The sequence below is a fragment of the Formosa sp. A9 genome (assembly GCF_051200825.1).
In the GTDB taxonomy this organism is placed as follows: domain Bacteria; phylum Bacteroidota; class Bacteroidia; order Flavobacteriales; family Flavobacteriaceae; genus Formosa.
In genome coordinates, this window is sequence record NZ_CP195158.1 from 570,028 (window position 1) to 585,499 (window position 15,472).

General features: G+C 38.0%; 13 protein-coding genes. 6 read left to right on the forward strand and 7 right to left on the reverse strand.

Translation table 11 applies throughout. From position 1 onward, the window contains the following. Window positions 1–27 precede the first annotated feature (27 nt). Complete coding sequence (gene nadE, locus ACR9EA_RS02365) at window positions 28–816, reverse strand: NAD(+) synthase (protein WP_435136985.1); 789 nt, start codon at window positions 814–816, stop codon at window positions 28–30. A gap of 92 nt (window positions 817–908) precedes the next feature. On the opposite strand from nadE, the gene gldB reads away from it, so the two are divergent. Together gldB and gldC are read left to right on the forward strand one after the other, a co-directional pair. Next, window positions 909–1,877: a gliding motility lipoprotein GldB gene (gene gldB, locus ACR9EA_RS02370; RefSeq protein WP_435136988.1), complete on the forward strand. Its 969-nt coding sequence runs from the start codon at window positions 909–911 to the stop codon at window positions 1,875–1,877. Further along, window positions 1,877–2,212: a gliding motility protein GldC gene (gene gldC, locus ACR9EA_RS02375; RefSeq protein ID WP_435136991.1), complete on the forward strand. Its 336-nt coding sequence runs from the start codon at window positions 1,877–1,879 to the stop codon at window positions 2,210–2,212. Before gldB ends, gldC begins: the two co-directional genes overlap by 1 nt. An 87-nt stretch (window positions 2,213–2,299) precedes the next feature. Here the strand turns inward: gldC and ACR9EA_RS02380 are convergent, their stop codons facing one another. Both ACR9EA_RS02380 and ACR9EA_RS02385 read right to left on the reverse strand, forming a co-directional pair. Next, window positions 2,300–3,208 (reverse strand): hypothetical protein, encoded by a 909-nt coding sequence (locus ACR9EA_RS02380; RefSeq protein WP_435136994.1) that lies wholly within the window; start codon window positions 3,206–3,208, stop codon window positions 2,300–2,302. A 99-nt stretch (window positions 3,209–3,307) separates the two neighbouring features. Then, on the reverse strand, window positions 3,308–4,228 hold the full coding sequence (locus tag ACR9EA_RS02385; RefSeq protein ID WP_435136997.1) for a metal ABC transporter substrate-binding protein: 921 nt from the start codon (window positions 4,226–4,228) through the stop codon (window positions 3,308–3,310). A gap of 267 nt (window positions 4,229–4,495) precedes the next feature. On the opposite strand from ACR9EA_RS02385, the gene ACR9EA_RS02390 reads away from it, so the two are divergent. Beyond that, window positions 4,496–5,116 (forward strand): hypothetical protein, encoded by a 621-nt coding sequence (locus tag ACR9EA_RS02390; RefSeq protein ID WP_435137000.1) that lies wholly within the window; start codon window positions 4,496–4,498, stop codon window positions 5,114–5,116. A gap of 322 nt (window positions 5,117–5,438) precedes the next feature. Beyond that, window positions 5,439–6,953: a family 43 glycosylhydrolase gene (locus ACR9EA_RS02395; RefSeq protein WP_435137003.1), complete on the forward strand. Its 1,515-nt coding sequence runs from the start codon at window positions 5,439–5,441 to the stop codon at window positions 6,951–6,953. A gap of 172 nt (window positions 6,954–7,125) precedes the next feature. On the opposite strand, the gene ACR9EA_RS02400 is transcribed toward ACR9EA_RS02395, so the two are convergent. Next, window positions 7,126–8,160, reverse strand: a complete 1,035-nt coding sequence (locus tag ACR9EA_RS02400) for a DUF6515 family protein (protein WP_435137006.1) — start codon at window positions 8,158–8,160, stop codon at window positions 7,126–7,128. A 32-nt stretch (window positions 8,161–8,192) separates the two neighbouring features. Then, window positions 8,193–8,927, reverse strand: a complete 735-nt coding sequence (locus ACR9EA_RS02405) for a DUF2092 domain-containing protein (protein WP_435137009.1) — start codon at window positions 8,925–8,927, stop codon at window positions 8,193–8,195. Window positions 8,928–9,166: 239 nt separating this feature from the next. On the opposite strand from ACR9EA_RS02405, the gene ACR9EA_RS02410 reads away from it, so the two are divergent. Both ACR9EA_RS02410 and ACR9EA_RS02415 read left to right on the forward strand, forming a co-directional pair. Further along, a complete protein-coding gene (locus ACR9EA_RS02410; RefSeq protein ID WP_435137011.1) occupies window positions 9,167–9,940 on the forward strand; it encodes a DUF2490 domain-containing protein in 774 nt (257 codons plus the stop codon). Between the two features lie 174 nt (window positions 9,941–10,114). Further along, window positions 10,115–12,046: a sialate O-acetylesterase gene (locus ACR9EA_RS02415; protein ID WP_435137014.1), complete on the forward strand. Its 1,932-nt coding sequence runs from the start codon at window positions 10,115–10,117 to the stop codon at window positions 12,044–12,046. 188 nt (window positions 12,047–12,234) lie between these two features. On the opposite strand, the gene ACR9EA_RS02420 is transcribed toward ACR9EA_RS02415, so the two are convergent. Beyond that, entirely contained in the window at window positions 12,235–14,577 is a 2,343-nt protein-coding gene (locus tag ACR9EA_RS02420) for a glycoside hydrolase family 95 protein (RefSeq protein ID WP_435137017.1), read from the reverse strand. A 41-nt stretch (window positions 14,578–14,618) separates the two neighbouring features. After that, window positions 14,619–15,470 carry a fumarylacetoacetate hydrolase family protein gene (locus ACR9EA_RS02425; RefSeq protein WP_435137019.1) on the reverse strand — a complete coding sequence of 284 codons (852 nt, stop codon included), beginning with the start codon at window positions 15,468–15,470 and terminating at the stop codon, window positions 14,619–14,621. Window positions 15,471–15,472 lie beyond the last annotated feature (2 nt).

Consider the following 15,472-nt stretch of genomic DNA (forward strand, 5'->3'; position numbering starts at 1 on the left):
AAAAAACTACTTAAGACTCACGGCTTTTTACTTTAAATTCTTAGGAATTATACAAATAGGTATAGGTTCCATTTTGTGTTTGTTAGCCATATTAAATCGCTTGTAAATAGTAAATACCTCTTTTTCTCGTCCAGAAAAATCGTCTGCTGTTTTTCCAGCGTCTGCCATAGTCATGGCCCATTCTAATTCGGGGTACGAAGCTCCAATTTGGTCTTCGTCGCTTCTGGCATCGCCAAATAAACCATCGCTCGGCACGGCTTCTTGTATAGATTGAGGGACTTTTAAAAATGCGGCAAGATTGTAAACTTCAGACTTCATTAAATCGGCAATCGGACTCAAATCTACACCACCGTCTCCGTATTTAGTGTAAAAGCCAACACCAAAATCTTCCACCTTATTTCCGGTTCCAGCAACTAATAATTTGTGTAGTCCAGCGTAATAATACAAGGTCGTCATACGTAAACGGGCACGTGTATTGGCTAAGGCCATATTAACCGTAGTTTCTTCTCCTTCTAAATCAACTTCAGTTTTAAAGGCTTCAAAAACGGGAGTCAAATCGGCTCTGGTTGTTTTTACGTTCGAAAATCGTTCGCTTAATTGTTGCATGTGTTCTTGGGCACGTGTTACATGGCTCGGGGCTTGGTGTATGGGCATTTCTACTGTTAAAACCTCAAGCCCTGTATGAGCGCAAAGTGTAGAGGTTACAGCCGAATCTATACCACCAGATACGCCTACAACAAAACCATTTACTTTTGCGTTTATAGCGTAGTCTTTTAACCAATTAACAATATAATCTACGATTTTTTCTGTTTGCATTTTGAAAGAATTTAGAACAAAGAACCTTACCTTTGCCCAACAAATTTAAAAGAATCGTTGAAGTAATAAAAATTAACAGCATCAAGTTTTTTATGAAGTATCTTAGTTTTTTCCTTTTAGTAATAATTACCCTGGTTTCTTGTGAAAATGATAGTAAGAAGGCCGATGAGATTTCAAAAATTAAAATGGATGTAACCGTAGAGCGCTTCGATAAAGCTTTTGCAAATGCAACGGTAGCGAATTGGAAAGCTTTAAGAGACGAATATCCGTTTATGTTTTCGAAATCGTACCCGGACAGTTTTTGGGAGTCTAAGCTGCAAGATACTTTGCAGCAAGAATTGTCTGCTGCTGTTATTGAAGCGTTTCCCAGCAATTTAGAAGGTGTTGCTTCCGAAATCACGTCGTTATTTCAGCATTTAAAATATTATTATCCAGAATTTAGAGCGCCACGGGTTATTACAACAACATCGTATGTAGATTACAGAAATAAGGTTATTGTAACCGATTCTTTAGACATTATAGCTTTAGATACGTATTTAGGACCAGAGCACGAATTTTATAAAGGGGTGCAAGAGTACATAAGATTGGGGTTTATACCAGAGCAGATTGTGGTAGATTTGGCCGATGCTTATGCAAAACGTTATATGTTGCCTGTAAAAAATAAAACTCTTTTAGATGAAATGATTACTGCTGGAAAACGTTTGTATTTTAAAGATATAATGATTCCGTTTAAGACCGATGCCGAAAAAATAGGTTACAGCCCCGAGCAATTGCAATGGGCCGAAGCCAACGAGAGCGATATCTGGAAATATTTTATAGAGCGCGAATTACTGTTTAGTTCCGATGCTAAATTGCCAAGTCGTTTTATAAATCCAGCACCGTTTTCTAAATTCTACTTAGCAGAAATAGATACTGAATCTCCAGGGCGTATCGGGCAGTATATCGGGTGGCAAATTGTAAAAGCATTTATGGACAATAATAAAGAGGTGTCGTTTAAAGATATGCTAACGATGTCTACAGAAGATATTTTTAATCATTCAAAATTTAAACCTAAAAAATAATGGCAAATATAAAATCGACTATAGAATTACAAGTAGAATTAGACGAAAACAGAGTTCCAGAACGCTTGTCTTGGACTGCCGAGGATGGCGGAATTACTAACGAAGAGGCGAAAGCCATGATGTTGTCTGTATGGGATAGTAAAGCTCAAGAATCGCTGCGTATAGATCTTTGGACTAAAGATATGCCAGTAGATGAAATGAAGGTGTTTTTTCATCAAACCTTAGTGGCTATGAGCAATACCTTTAACCGTGCTACGCAGGATGAAAAAATGACCGCAACCATGAAAGATTTTTGCGATTATTTTGCAGAAAAGTTAGAGCTAAATAAAAAATAAGTTAAGCTACAGCATCTGGTTTTAGTATAAAAATAAAAGGGCGCCAATAGTAATATTAGTGCCCTTTGTTGTATTTGTAATTTAAATTTATCGTCTGAAACCGCCATGGAAACCACCCATGCCTCCGCCGCGCATACCCCCAAAATTAGGATGTGCAGAACGCGAAAACGATGCGCCCCGATTCATGTCTAAAGTATGTTTGTTGTACATATTTTGATTTCTTTGCTGAAACGAATGATTGGTATTATTATTAAAATGATCGTTTCTAGATAGGTTGTGTTGTAGGTTTTGGTTTTGCTTTAGGTTGTGGTTATGATGATCGAAATTCGTGTGGTGGTAATGGTTGTTGTTATTAATATGAACATTAATGTTATTGTGATAAATATATGGAGGAAATGGTCGCCATGGACGGAAAAATGGTGGGTAGAATCCCCAATAGAACGGCGAGATCCATGGGGTGAAAAATGGCCCCCAAAACCAATCCATAATTAAAGGTGTTACGGCAAAAGCCGGATAAATGTAATAATCTGGTCCGTAAATATTAACGTCCCCGATAACCTGTACCGTATTATTTTCCTTTTTAACGTCTATAGTCGCAACATCTTGGTATTTATCTTCTGCTAATACCGATTGTATGGTTACTATTTTTTCGTCGCCTTTATCTACACTTACTACTCTTAAATAATCTACTTGGCCGTCTTGGTTAAGATCTAAATTAGAGATTTGTGTATCTGGATTGTTTAAGCGTTTTTCGAAATCTTCTAAGTCTTTCGATTCTCCAAACACCGAGGCTACAGCTTCTAAATCTAAGTTATCGCTAATATCAGGATTACTCGCCTCTACCGTCGTGGTAGTTGTTGTACTGTTGGTCGTAGGTGCGTTGTTAACACTCACATTTGGTGGTGGTACATTAGTGCTTGAAGTCGTTGACGAACTCGAACTGCAAGCATTTAAAACAAGCGCAAGCATAAGTATTAGAATGGAAGAGATTCTCATTTTATAAGTGTTTATTGATTATTCTAAAATATGAAAAAATATTGAGAAATGTTTGACTCTTAAGTAGATGTGTCTTAATAGAGATTAATGAGTTAAAGTCTATTGGTCTTGATTAAGAGCGCCTTGTAAACTATTTAGGTTTCGCTGCATAACACTTAAAAAATCGCCTTGTGTTGGGGTGGCAGTACATGGGTTTATAGTAGTATTTCTAAAACCTAATTGTTGCAGTGTAGTAACAGATTGTGGATTAGGCGTTGTTTCCCAAATGATAATGTCGGTTTGTATTTTAGTATTTAAGCGCTTAAGTTCGGTTAGTTTTGCGGGGGTTAAACTATCTGTAGGTTCCCAATGTAAGTTTGCTCCTTTTAGTTTATAAGCGCGTTGAAAGTACTGATAAATAGGATGCGTAAAAATAACAGGTTTTTGGTTGTTCTGCGTAGTGGATTTAAAAGCCTGATGTAAATGCATCAGCTCTTTAGATAGGTTGTTATAGTTAGCTTCAAATTGAGTCGCAGCTTTTGGTAATAAGGCTTTAAGGGTGTTGGTTATGGCTAAGGCTTGCTGGTTTGCCATGTCAAGGTCTAGCCAAAGTATGCTTGCCGTTTCGGTGTGGGCATGTTCGGTTTGATTGTCGTGGCTATGGGTAAATATAGTGCCGTTACCGAGTAATTTATCAATGATGTTTTGGCTAGTGTTAGCAATAAGATGTTCAGCTAGATCAGCATCTATTAACCAAGGTTCGAAACCCGCACCATTTATAATTATAGCATCGGCTTGTTGCATGGTGGTAATGGTGTCTGTTGGTGGCGTGTAATTGCTAGGGTCGGGATGCTTATAAGCGGGAAAGTGTAAGTCTATGGTTTGCCCTGCAATGCGATTAGTAAAATAGTATAACGGATAATTGGTTACATATACTACAGGGGTGGGGCGTTTAGAGGGTTGTATGTGCGCGTTGTGGTCTTGCTTGCAAGCTCCAGTTGTTAATAGTATAATTAGTAGTAAAACGGCAAATACTCTCATGATTTATTGAACGATATAAACGCAGGGGTTATAAGTGCTCTTTGGGGTTTTCTGTTTCGTTTTAGAGCGTTGATTTTATTGTTATCATGTTCAAAAATAGTATAAATTTTGAATCTCATGATAGTAGAAATGTTTTTATGTTAAGGTTACACAAACCTTAAAGGAACAAGTTATTAAATATTAATGAAAATTTAATGTCGTTTATAATTTCAGACTTGTTATCTTGTATTCGTGCCCATATTACCACAAAATATGAACTATTAACCTATGAAAAACCTACTTGTAGTAATGCTTTGTATGTGTTTACAAGGTTTTGCCCAAGACACAATTAAGGGACGTGAGCCCATTTTATATGGAGGATTCATGCTTGGAGGAGGTGGTGGATTTAATGGCGGCGGCGGATTGTTGTATGGTGCTGAATTGAACCATCAGTTTCGAAATAATTTATTAACACTTAGATTTTTAGAGCAACTGGAGCTAAATTCGAAAGTGGCTAGATTATCTCCATTTGTCGCTATGCCTGTTGTTGAGAAAAAAAGCACATTACGAGACTTAGGTGTGCTTTATGGTAAACGATGGATTTTTAGAAGGTCTTCGTTAAGTGTTTCTGGCGGTGTTTCGGTTGTCAGTTATTCGGTTAGGTTATCAAACGAAGAATACGACCATGCGATTACCGAAGAGCATCATTATTTGGGTGTGCCACTAGAAGTGAGTTATATTTGGTTTAAAGCGAAAAAGAAACGATTTAGAATAGCGGGTATTGTACCTGTAGGAAAGCCGACGGCCATTGGAGCGGATTTTGGATATAAATTAGTGGCGAATATATCTAATCATAGCTACATCGGGGTCGGACTAGTAATTGGTTTAGGAATTCATAAAGTGTATTAATTGCCCAAATCAATACATTTATTTCATTATGTTTATAAATGCTCTAAATAAAGAAAAGATGACTAAAATAACAGTAAAACCCGATTGCGACAATACCCCAAAGCGAGCGTTATTAAAAGCATTTAATATAGCCTGAGTGCAAGGAGAGATATAGCTGTTTTGTCAGAATACGTATCCGATACTATCATTTGGAAGAGGATTGAAGGTGAAACTTTACAGGGGAAAGCACAATTTTTAGGTGTAAAGTGCGGTAACTCGTGTTTGGTTTTGTTAGGTAAACCTTAAGCTTTTAGTATTTTTGTGTTTGTAAAAAAACAAACACATGCAAACATTAAAAAAAATAACCATATTGGTGTTGCTGTTAAGTCACTCCATGTTTGGACAAACCCAAAGTCAGCACACGAATGTACCTGAAAGCCATTTTATAAACCCAATATTTTCGGGAGATTATCCAGACCCGAGTATTCTGGTTGATGGTAACGACTATTATATGGTTCATTCTTCTTTCGAATATTATCCGGGCTTAACCATATGGCATTCTAAAAACTTAATAGATTGGGCTCCTGTAACCAATGCTTTACATACGTATTTGGGCTCTGTCTGGGCGCCAGATTTAATAAAACATAACAATAAGTACTATATTTATTTTCCTGTTCAGGAGACTAATTATGTTATTACTGCAGATCGCATAGAAGGTCCGTGGTCGACACCTGTAGATCTAAAAATAGGTAACATCGATCCAGGGCATATAGCAGATGCTAATGGCAATAGGTACCTGTATTTTAGTAATGGTGGTTATGTACCGTTGTCCGAGGATGGGTTATCGGTTACAGGACCTTTAAAACACGCTTATGATGGTTGGCCTATCCCAAAAGAATGGTCAATTGAGTGTTTTTGTATGGAAGGACCAAAGTTGTTTAAACGAGGCGATTACTATTATCTTACAGTAGCTCAAGGAGGTACGGCAGGGCCCGCAACAGGACACATGGTTATTTCGGCGCGGTCTAAATCTCCTTTAGGGCCTTGGGAGAATTCGCCATATAATCCTATTGCGAGAGCAGAAAGCGCTAGTGAACAATGGAATTCTGTAGGACATGCAACTATTTTTGAAGATGCTTATAACGATTGGTACATGATGTTTCATGCTTACGAAAACGAACATTACAATATGGGAAGACAAACTATGTTAAGCCCTGTGGAATGGACGGCCGATGATTGGTTTAAAATCCCGGAAACTGTAGCTATAGACCAACCTGTACAACGCCCTAAAGGCTCAGCGGCAAGATCATCATTTTCTTTGTCGGATGATTTAACGGGGAATACCTTAGCATCACAATGGCATTTTTTTGGCGGACTCGAAACCGACAGGTATTCTCTGTCTAAAACAGGCTTAACTATAGATGGAAAAGGAACATCGGTAACAGATAGTGCGCCATTATTAATGGTGCCAGCAGATCATTCTTATAGTGTGGATGTCGAGTTGGAAATGGAAGGTGATGCTATTGGAGGTTTGGTATTGTTTTATAATCCACAGTCATTTTCTGGTATTTTGGCTAATCAAAAAGATATTATTACCAATTTAAGAGGGTGGCAGTTTGTTACCGAAAATGATGTCTTTAAAAAGCAGGTGTTTTTAAGATTGGTTAATAATAACCATACAGTAGATATGTATTATAGCTTAGATGGTAAAACCTGGCACAAAACCGAGAACTCTGCCGAAGTGTCTGCCATGCACCATAATGTGTTAAGCGGGTTTTTAAGTCTAAGAATCGGATTGGTATCTACAGGTACAGGCAAAGTTACCTTTAAGAATTTTAATTATACAGCCTTAAATTAATTGTAATATTGAATAATAAAAAAAGGTCTAAAGAGTAGTTTTTCGTCAATCTGAATTTATTTTCAGATTCTCATAATTATTGATTTTCAATATGATGAGATTCTGTGTCAAGCACAGAATGACGAATCACTTAATTTTTTTAGACCTTTTTTGGTTTTGAAAGACGATTATATTATTCGTCTTTAACTTCTACAATTTCGTACATGTCTTTACCATCGACTTGTATAGGCTGGTAATAGGTGTCTCCAAATTGCACATAGGTTTGGTCGCCTATTTTGGTTTCCTCGCCACCTTCAGGCAAGCTAGGTACTATGGTTCCTGCTGTAGCAGGTACAACGGTATAGCCTTCGGCGCTTTTTTCGTAATACGCACCGCCATAGTAGTAGTTGTTTGTGGTTTCGCTAACTTTTACCGTTTCGGCTTCTTTTGGTATGGTTTGTACGGTGGCTCCAACTGGGGCTTGTACAACGGTATATCCTCCGTTTTCTTGTACATAGTACACACCATTATCGTAGTGGTATTTTTGGTTTTCTACACTAACTATTATAGCTGTAGCAGCTAAGGTAGTAATGAAATACCCCCAAGGATGCCAAGCTGGTCCCCAATAAAATGGGCGGTATGGATGGTAGTAATATGGTCTGTGGCAATAATAGCCTCTTCCGCCGTAAACATAAGGCGGTCTGTTGTATCGTACTGGGCTGTTTCTTACAACGGTATTGTGGCGATTAACGTTTATATGCTTGCTGTTATCTACATTTATATTAACGTTTTTTCTACTGTTATCTACATTAACTCTGTTGCCAGATTTGTTTTTAATGTTAGATGTTTTCTTGTTTCCGATATTGGTGTTTTTGTTGCCAATATTTGTGGTTTTATTACGATTAGCCGTATTAGTGTTTCTATTTACTGTAGATGTTTTAGGCTTAATTGTCGATTTAGAATTTGATGTTTTACTAGGTAAATTTCGCGAAGACGATTTGTTGAAGCCGCCATTAATACTTGTTTTTGGCTTGGATGTACTTGTTTTAGGTCTACTCATACTAGACGATCTAGACGGTGCAGAACGATGTGCAGCTGCGCCTCCGCCACCTCCACGAGACGCCCCATGACCTAAGCGTTGGGCGAATAAATCGGTAGGCATTATAAAGGCAAAGAGTAATGCCATAAAGCCTAATTTATATTGTATATGTGATTGTTTAAATTTCATAAGACTATATTTTAAAAATGATAGATTGTTATTTAAGATTTTGCTAGTAAAACACTTATAAGCCTTGCGTTATAAGGTGGTGTAAAATCGAAAATATTCTCAGGTATTTCAGGGTTCAACTCCCAGTCGCTAAAAGTAGCTTGGTACTGTTTGTTGCCTTCTTTTTTATAAGTAATTACAAAGTTTTTAGGTAATGTATAAGCATCTGCTGTAACCCATAATTGCACCAGTTTACTGTCGTTTTCAGCATGTATTAAATAGCAAGGTTGCCCACCCAATTCTACTTCACCTTTATAGCTAATGGTATTAAAAGCTTCTAAAACATCGTCTGTAAACGATGGGTAAAAGAAATCGGCCGCAGGAAAATCCATGTCGAATTTCTCGTTCATAAAATCGATCATTTCAATAATATTAGTTGGTGCAGGTATAGTAATGTAATTATTCTCATCGAACGCGTAGTAAGTAATGTGGTCGCCATTATACCAATATCCTCTATTGCGACCCATACTGTGCGATTTAACAAGCATTTTATCTGGGCCTACCATTTTAACGTCGTGCTCTTTGTAGCGTTTTACCATGTTATGATCGGCGTTTAGCTCGTCGTTAGCTACAGATAAATGAAACGATACCGAAGTTAGCTCCCCAATAGTTTCTCCCATTTGATCTAATACAACTACGGCATCAAGATCAACATTTCTAGATTCATTTTGAGCAAAAAACACATAGGGCATCATGCATAAAATGAAATACATCAGATGTTTTTTCATAAAGTTGATAGTTTTTGAATTTTAATTTTTGAATTAATAACAGTTTAATTTCGTAAAAGTAATGATAGTATTGTCAATTTCTCTTACAAAAAATGTGATTTAAAGTTAATATAATTTGTTGAATAACTTAGCTTTTAAAATAAGAAAGTCTCAAGTGTTATTTTATAAAAGCTATTGTGTAGTACTTTTAAAATGAATAATTTTAAATACTTAAGCCAACTTTATGTCTCGTTAATCTCATGATTTTTAACTTTAGCCATTTATTACATAGTAAAACTATTTATCTGTGGAGTTTTTTATGGTGCTGTTGTTGGGGCGTCGTGGCACAACAGGAAGTTGGTGATGATGTTGAAAGCGATTTTACAAGTCAGTTGTGGTTCGATTTCGATCCGTCTTGGCAATTGGCCGCACACCAAAAGGTTCGTGGTAACTTTGGTTATCGTACCATTAATCCTAAAAGTTGGCATCGTGTTATTTTTAAAGGTACTTTTGAAAGGGATTACGATAAATTATTTTTTAAACGTTTCAAGCATAAAGAAACATTATTGTTTGGGAATGCCTTTTTTATTTTAACCAAGAAAGATGATTATGGCTCGTTCGAAATTCGTCCGTATCAGGGCTATAGCATGAGCTTTAATTTAACCAATAGAATTGTTTTGGGGCAGACAGTAAGGGTGGAAGAACGGTTTGTTTTTTCGGGAAATCCAGATAACAAAGTCTTTGGTATGCGCTTAAGGTATCAGGTAAAAGCTGTTATTAATTTAGAAGGGTTGTGGTTTGGAGAAGACGAAGGGTTTTATGTGCCTATTGCTGTAGAAGGTTTTTTTAATTTGGTAAGAGCATCAGAGTTTAACGATGTTATTAGGGTAACTCCTGGTTTAGGCTATCAATTTAACGCTGGATTTAAAATAGAGGGCAGTCTGGCGTATCATTATTCGAAAGAAGAACTCGATAAATTAACCCGAACCAACGATATCGTTTTTAGATTCCGTATAATTAAAACCATAAAATAGATAATTCGTATCAACCAGTTTAACTTGGTTTGCGTGGTTTGGCAAAATGTAATACTATTTAATCAAACACACTAAATACTTTTGGTAAGCATCCGTTTTGGCTATCGGTTTTTATATTTTTATACATCGTTTTAGTTGTCTTCAACTTAATTTTTAACAAACTAATATTTTAAAATGAAATTACATTTAAAACTATGGGTTGTGGGGTGTCTTATTTTAGCAACAACTTCGCAATTGCATGCCCAATTACAGGTGTCTAAATTATTTTCCGATCACATGGTCATTCAACGAAATCAAGAGATTCGCATTTGGGGGTGGCACAAAAAGGGCACGAAAGTATCGGTAACATTTAATGGCTCTACAAAACAAGTTAAAACCAATAGAAAAGGTGAGTGGATGATTACGCTTCCTGAAATGACAGCTGGTGGCCCGTATGTGCTTTCTGTTGTCTCAGGACAGGAACAACAAGAGTTTAACGATATCATGCTTGGTGATGTTTGGGTATGTTCGGGGCAATCGAATATGGAGTGGGTTGTAGAAAATAGTAACAATGCTTTAGCCGAAATCGCTAATGCGAGCGATAGCCGTATCCGTCATTTTAAGGTGCCTAATTCTTATGCCAATAGCCCAGAGCTTACTTTAGCTGGTGGCGAATGGCAAGTCGCTTCGCCAGAGACCATGGCTAATTTTACAGCAGTAGGATATTATTTTGCAAAGCACTTAAGAACCGATAACGATGTTACCATCGGCTTATTAAATACGTCTTGGGGTGGCAGCCGAATAGAACCATGGATGAGCGCCGAATCATTACAAATAAAAGATACCGAAGCGTATATTGCTGAAGCTCAAAAAGAACATAAAGCAGCTTTTATGGCTTTAGAGAATAAGTTGAAAGCGACTTTCCCAAAGGTTGGCACAACCGATCAAGGTACCGTAAATGGAGAGCCAGTTTGGGCGGCTACAGATTTAGATGAAACGGGATGGATTCCTATGGCTCCAACTCAATTGTGGGAAGCTCAAGGCTTTGAAGGTCTTGATGGCGTAGGCTGGTATCGAAAAACGATTACACTATCCGAAACCGAAGCACAACATGCAGCGACCTTAAGTTTGGCCATGGTAGACGACTCTGATGAGGTTTGGGTAAACGAAAATAAGGTAGGCGAAACCATACAGCAATACGAAGCTAAACGCGTGTACAATGTAGAACCTCAGTTTTTAAAGCCAGGAGCGAATGTTATTGTAGTAAAAGTAGACGACACTGGTGGTGGCGGCGGAATTTATGGCGATGCTAAAGATTTATTCTTGAAAACCAGTTCGCAAAAAATAGATTTGTCCCAGCCATGGGCTTTTAATATTGGCGCTTATCGCGAACCGTATATGGGGGTAAACCAAATAGGAACGCTACTGTACAATAAAATGATCGTGCCAATTCAAAAATTCCCTATTACCGGTGTAATATGGTATCAAGGCGAATCTAATGCTAATAGTGAAGCCGATGCTACTGCTTATGCAGAATTGTTCCAAACCATGATCACTCAATGGCGTACCGAATGGGAGCAAGGCGATTTTCCGTTTTTATGGGTGCAGCTGGCTAATTTTATGAAGGCGCAACCAGAGCCTATTGCAAGTAATTGGGCAGTTTTAAGGGAATCCCAATCAAAAGCCTTAAGCTTGCCAAATACCGCACAAGCTGTAATTATAGATATAGGTGATGCCGAAGATATTCACCCAAGAAATAAGCAAGATGTAGGGTATCGCTTGGCTTTAGGCGCCGAAGTGTTGCAATACGGTAAGCAGTTAGAGTATTCTGGCCCTGTGTTTAAACAAGCAAACGTAGTGGGTAATACTTTGGAACTTAGTTTTACACATGTTGGGAACGGACTTAAAACCAAAGATAAATACGGTTATGTTAAAGGCTTTGCCATAGCTGGTGACGATAAGCAATTTGTTTGGGCGAAAGCTAAAATTGAAGGCGATAAAGTAATTGTTTGGAATAAAGATGTTAAGCAACCTAAGTATGTGCGTTACGCTTGGGCAGACAATCCAGACGATGCGAGCTTGTACAATACCGAAGATTTACCTGCGAGTCCGTTTTCTAACGAATAATTTAAAATGAAGTAATGATTTTTAATAAACAAAGCAGTCTAAAAAGTATAACTTTCGTCAATCTGAATTTATTTCAGATTCTCATAATTATTGATTTTAAATAAGATGAGATTCTGTGTCAAGCACAGAATGACGGACAATATAACTTTTTAGACTGCTTTGTTTGTTTTAGAATATATACAAATTCACTATTTAAGGTGTTGGTTAAGTGTAACAGGTGTATTGGCTACCAGATTTACTGTTGTAGTATTGGCGCCGTAAACTACACTTATGGTTTTGTTTACAGGCGATAGTAGGGTAAGGTTCTGTAGTTTGTTGTTTTTCCAAGTAATGTCTACAGTAATATTGCCTCTAGCTTTTAAACCTTTTATAGATCCTGTTTTCCACGAATCTGGTAAAGTCGGTAGAATGCGTAAAAAGCCTTCATGCGATTGTAATAAGGCTTCGGCAACACCAGCGGTGAATCCGAAATTACCATCAATTTGAAACGGCGGGTGTATGTCCAACAGATTTCCAAAAATAGAACGCTGTATGAATAAATCGATATTCTCTTCAACAGCAGTTTTATCTAATAAACGGGCGTAGAAGTTTATTATCCATGCTCGGCTCCATCCTGGCCCAGCTCCACCGTGGTCTAATCGGTATTGAATGGTTTTTTTTGCTGCTTCAAACAGTTCTGGATCGTTAACGGTAATGTCGTCTCCTGGGTGTAAACTGTATAAATGCGAAATGTGTCGGTGGCCTTTTTCGGGTTCTTCATAAGGGCGATCCCATTCCAATAAACGGCCATCTGGTCCTATTTTAATGCCCGAGTGTAATTGTTTGCGTTGTGTTTTAATTGTTGAAATAAAGTCGTCTTCAATATTTAAAATTTCTGCGGAAGCTAGAACATTGTCAAAAACTTCAGCAATAATTTGATGCCCCATGGCATTACCGCGCGATAAGGCAGCCGATGTGCCATCTGGAGCTAAATAGGAGTTTTCTGGCGATGTTTCTGGATAAGATACTAAGGTGTTATCACGCTCGTCTAAGGTCAACCAATCCGAGTAAAACTCGGCATATGCTTTAATGGCAGGGTAGGCGCGTTCGCGTAAGAATGTGGTGTCTTGGGTAAAACGATAGTGTTCCCAATAATGTTGGGCAATCCATCCGCCTCCATGAATCCATGATCCCCAATAGGGTTTAGAGGCACGCATCCAAGGTGTTCCCCATAGGTCGGTGGTTTGGTGGGCAACCGTACCAGATAACCCGTATTGTTCTTTGGCTAATAGTTTGCCACGTTCTATTAATCGATCAACTAAATCGAAAAGGGGTAATTCGCATTCGCTAAGGTTTGTAACATTAGCCAGCCAATAATTCATTTGTAAGTTGATGTTTAAATGGTAATCGGCATTCCACGGCGCTTCAATATGTTCGTTCCAGATGCCTTGCAAGTTCGCTGGATTGGTGTTTGGCCTGGAACTGGAAATTAATAAATACCTGCCGTAGTTGAATAACTTTTCGGCAAGGTCTATGTCTTGTTTTCCTTCTTTTACCTTAGCTAAACGTTGGTCTGTAGGTATGTTGTTGAATTCGTCGTGACCAAGGTTTAAAACCGTGCGGTTATACAAATTTTGATAATCTGTAATGTGATGTTTTAAAATGTCTTGATACGATTTAGAGTGCAGTGTGTTTAAGCTGTTCTGATTTTTAGAACTATAATCTTTACCATAAAACGAGGTGTTACAAACTATGTAAAGTACCGCTTCTTTTACGTTTTTAAGGTTTAAGCCATTGGCTGTTTTTGTAACTGTACCCGAAGTGTTGGTAACATCTAAAAGCGTTTCAAACTTTACACCGTAATCTAACGGAAAAGGCTTGGAATGTACTTGTCCGCCATATTGAGTGACTTCCCCCAACATTTTAATTTGCGAATCTGTAGGGGTAGACACTGTAACGGTTTTGTGACCATGATCTTCAGGTCTGCTAAGGCTTAACGTGTAGTTTAATCCATTTGGATTTTCGGTTGCAATCTTTACCACCAAAACATCGTCGGCAGCTGAGGCAAATACCTCTTGCGAGGTGTTATACCCATCGACCTTGTAAGTCGAGCTAACTACCGCGGTGTTTAAGTTTAAGCTTCTTTTGTAATCTGAAATAGGTTTAGATTCAAAATCTATAAATAAATCGCCCATGGTTTGGTGCGAACGCGTCACCCATTGGTACGAAAAATAGTCCACGATTAAACTATCGGCTAAATGTACATCGCCTTGTTTTATAAGCGTTCTAATGTGTTCAAGGTTTTGTGGTGTTCCTTTAGCATTGCCCCAATCTGGACCACCTGGCCACATGGAATCTTCGTTTAATTGAATGCGCTCTTTGGTTGGGTTTCCAAAAACCATCGCACCTAAGCGACCATTACCTACTGGTAACGCATTGTCCCAATTTTCGGCTGGCGAGGTGTACCAGAGTGTTGCATCTTGCTGCGCAGAACTTATTTGAAAAACAAGCCCTAGAACAATTAAAGGAACACACAAAAACGTTTTATACATGGTATTTATTTATATTGAAATTTATAAGATATGCTTTTTAATTATTGGTAAGCCTTTACATGTTGTTTGGATGAACCAAGACCTTCAATGCCTAATTCTACAACATCGCCTGGCTTAAGATAGCGCTGCGGACTTAAACCTAATCCAACGCCAAATGGTGTTCCCGTAGATATGATATCGCCAGGTAAAAGCGTCATGTATTGGCTAATATAACTTACGACAGTTTCGATATCGAAAACAAAATCGGAAGTGCTGCTGTTTTGCATCATTTCGTCGTTAACTTTTAACCAAAGATTAAGGTTGTTGGCATTTGGTATTTCATCTTTAGTGGCTATAAATGGGCCAAGTGGAGCGAAGGTGTCACAACTTTTGCCTTTTACCCATTGTCCGCCGCGTTCTATTTGGAATTCACGTTCGCTATAATCGTTGTGTAGTACGTACCCTGCAACATAGTCTAAAGCATCTGCTTTACTAACATAAGACGCTTTTTTACCTATAACAATGGCAAGCTCTACTTCCCAGTCGGTTTTTGTACTGTTTTTAGGAATGATAAGGTCGTCGTTTGGGCCAACAATAGCCGTAGTCGATTTAAAAAATAACACAGGTTCCTTTGGAACTTCCATACCACTTTCTTTGGCATGCATGGCATAATTAAGTCCCACACAAACCAGTTTTGACGGACGTTTAATTGGGGCGCCCAATCGAATAGTATCTGGAATTATAGGACATTGGTCTTGATGTTCTGTTAGCCAATTTTGTAATCGGTTTAAGCCATCTGTAGCCAAAAAGTCTTCGGTATAATCTTCGCCAAAAGCCGATACATCTATGCGTTTATCTTGTAATTGTAAGCCTGGTTTTTCTTGACCTTCTGCGCCAAATCTAATAAGTTTCATTA

Bases quoted from the DNA above. Each gene is read 5' to 3' on its own strand.
- nadE (WP_435136985.1), bottom strand. From the start codon at position 816: ATGCAAACAGAAAAAATCGTAGATTATATTGTTAATTGGTTAAAAGAC.
- gldB (WP_435136988.1), top strand. From the start codon at position 909: ATGAAGTATCTTAGTTTTTTCCTTTTAGTAATAATTACCCTGGTTTCT.
- gldC (WP_435136991.1), top strand. From the start codon at position 1,877: ATGGCAAATATAAAATCGACTATAGAATTACAAGTAGAATTAGACGAA.
- ACR9EA_RS02380 (WP_435136994.1), bottom strand. From the start codon at position 3,208: ATGAGAATCTCTTCCATTCTAATACTTATGCTTGCGCTTGTTTTAAAT.
- ACR9EA_RS02385 (WP_435136997.1), bottom strand. From the start codon at position 4,228: ATGAGAGTATTTGCCGTTTTACTACTAATTATACTATTAACAACTGGA.
- ACR9EA_RS02390 (WP_435137000.1), top strand. From the start codon at position 4,496: ATGAAAAACCTACTTGTAGTAATGCTTTGTATGTGTTTACAAGGTTTT.
- ACR9EA_RS02395 (WP_435137003.1), top strand. From the start codon at position 5,439: ATGCAAACATTAAAAAAAATAACCATATTGGTGTTGCTGTTAAGTCAC.
- ACR9EA_RS02400 (WP_435137006.1), bottom strand. From the start codon at position 8,160: ATGAAATTTAAACAATCACATATACAATATAAATTAGGCTTTATGGCA.
- ACR9EA_RS02405 (WP_435137009.1), bottom strand. From the start codon at position 8,927: ATGAAAAAACATCTGATGTATTTCATTTTATGCATGATGCCCTATGTG.
- ACR9EA_RS02410 (WP_435137011.1), top strand. From the start codon at position 9,167: ATGATTTTTAACTTTAGCCATTTATTACATAGTAAAACTATTTATCTG.
- ACR9EA_RS02415 (WP_435137014.1), top strand. From the start codon at position 10,115: ATGAAATTACATTTAAAACTATGGGTTGTGGGGTGTCTTATTTTAGCA.
- ACR9EA_RS02420 (WP_435137017.1), bottom strand. From the start codon at position 14,577: ATGTATAAAACGTTTTTGTGTGTTCCTTTAATTGTTCTAGGGCTTGTT.
- ACR9EA_RS02425 (WP_435137019.1), bottom strand. From the start codon at position 15,470: ATGAAACTTATTAGATTTGGCGCAGAAGGTCAAGAAAAACCAGGCTTA.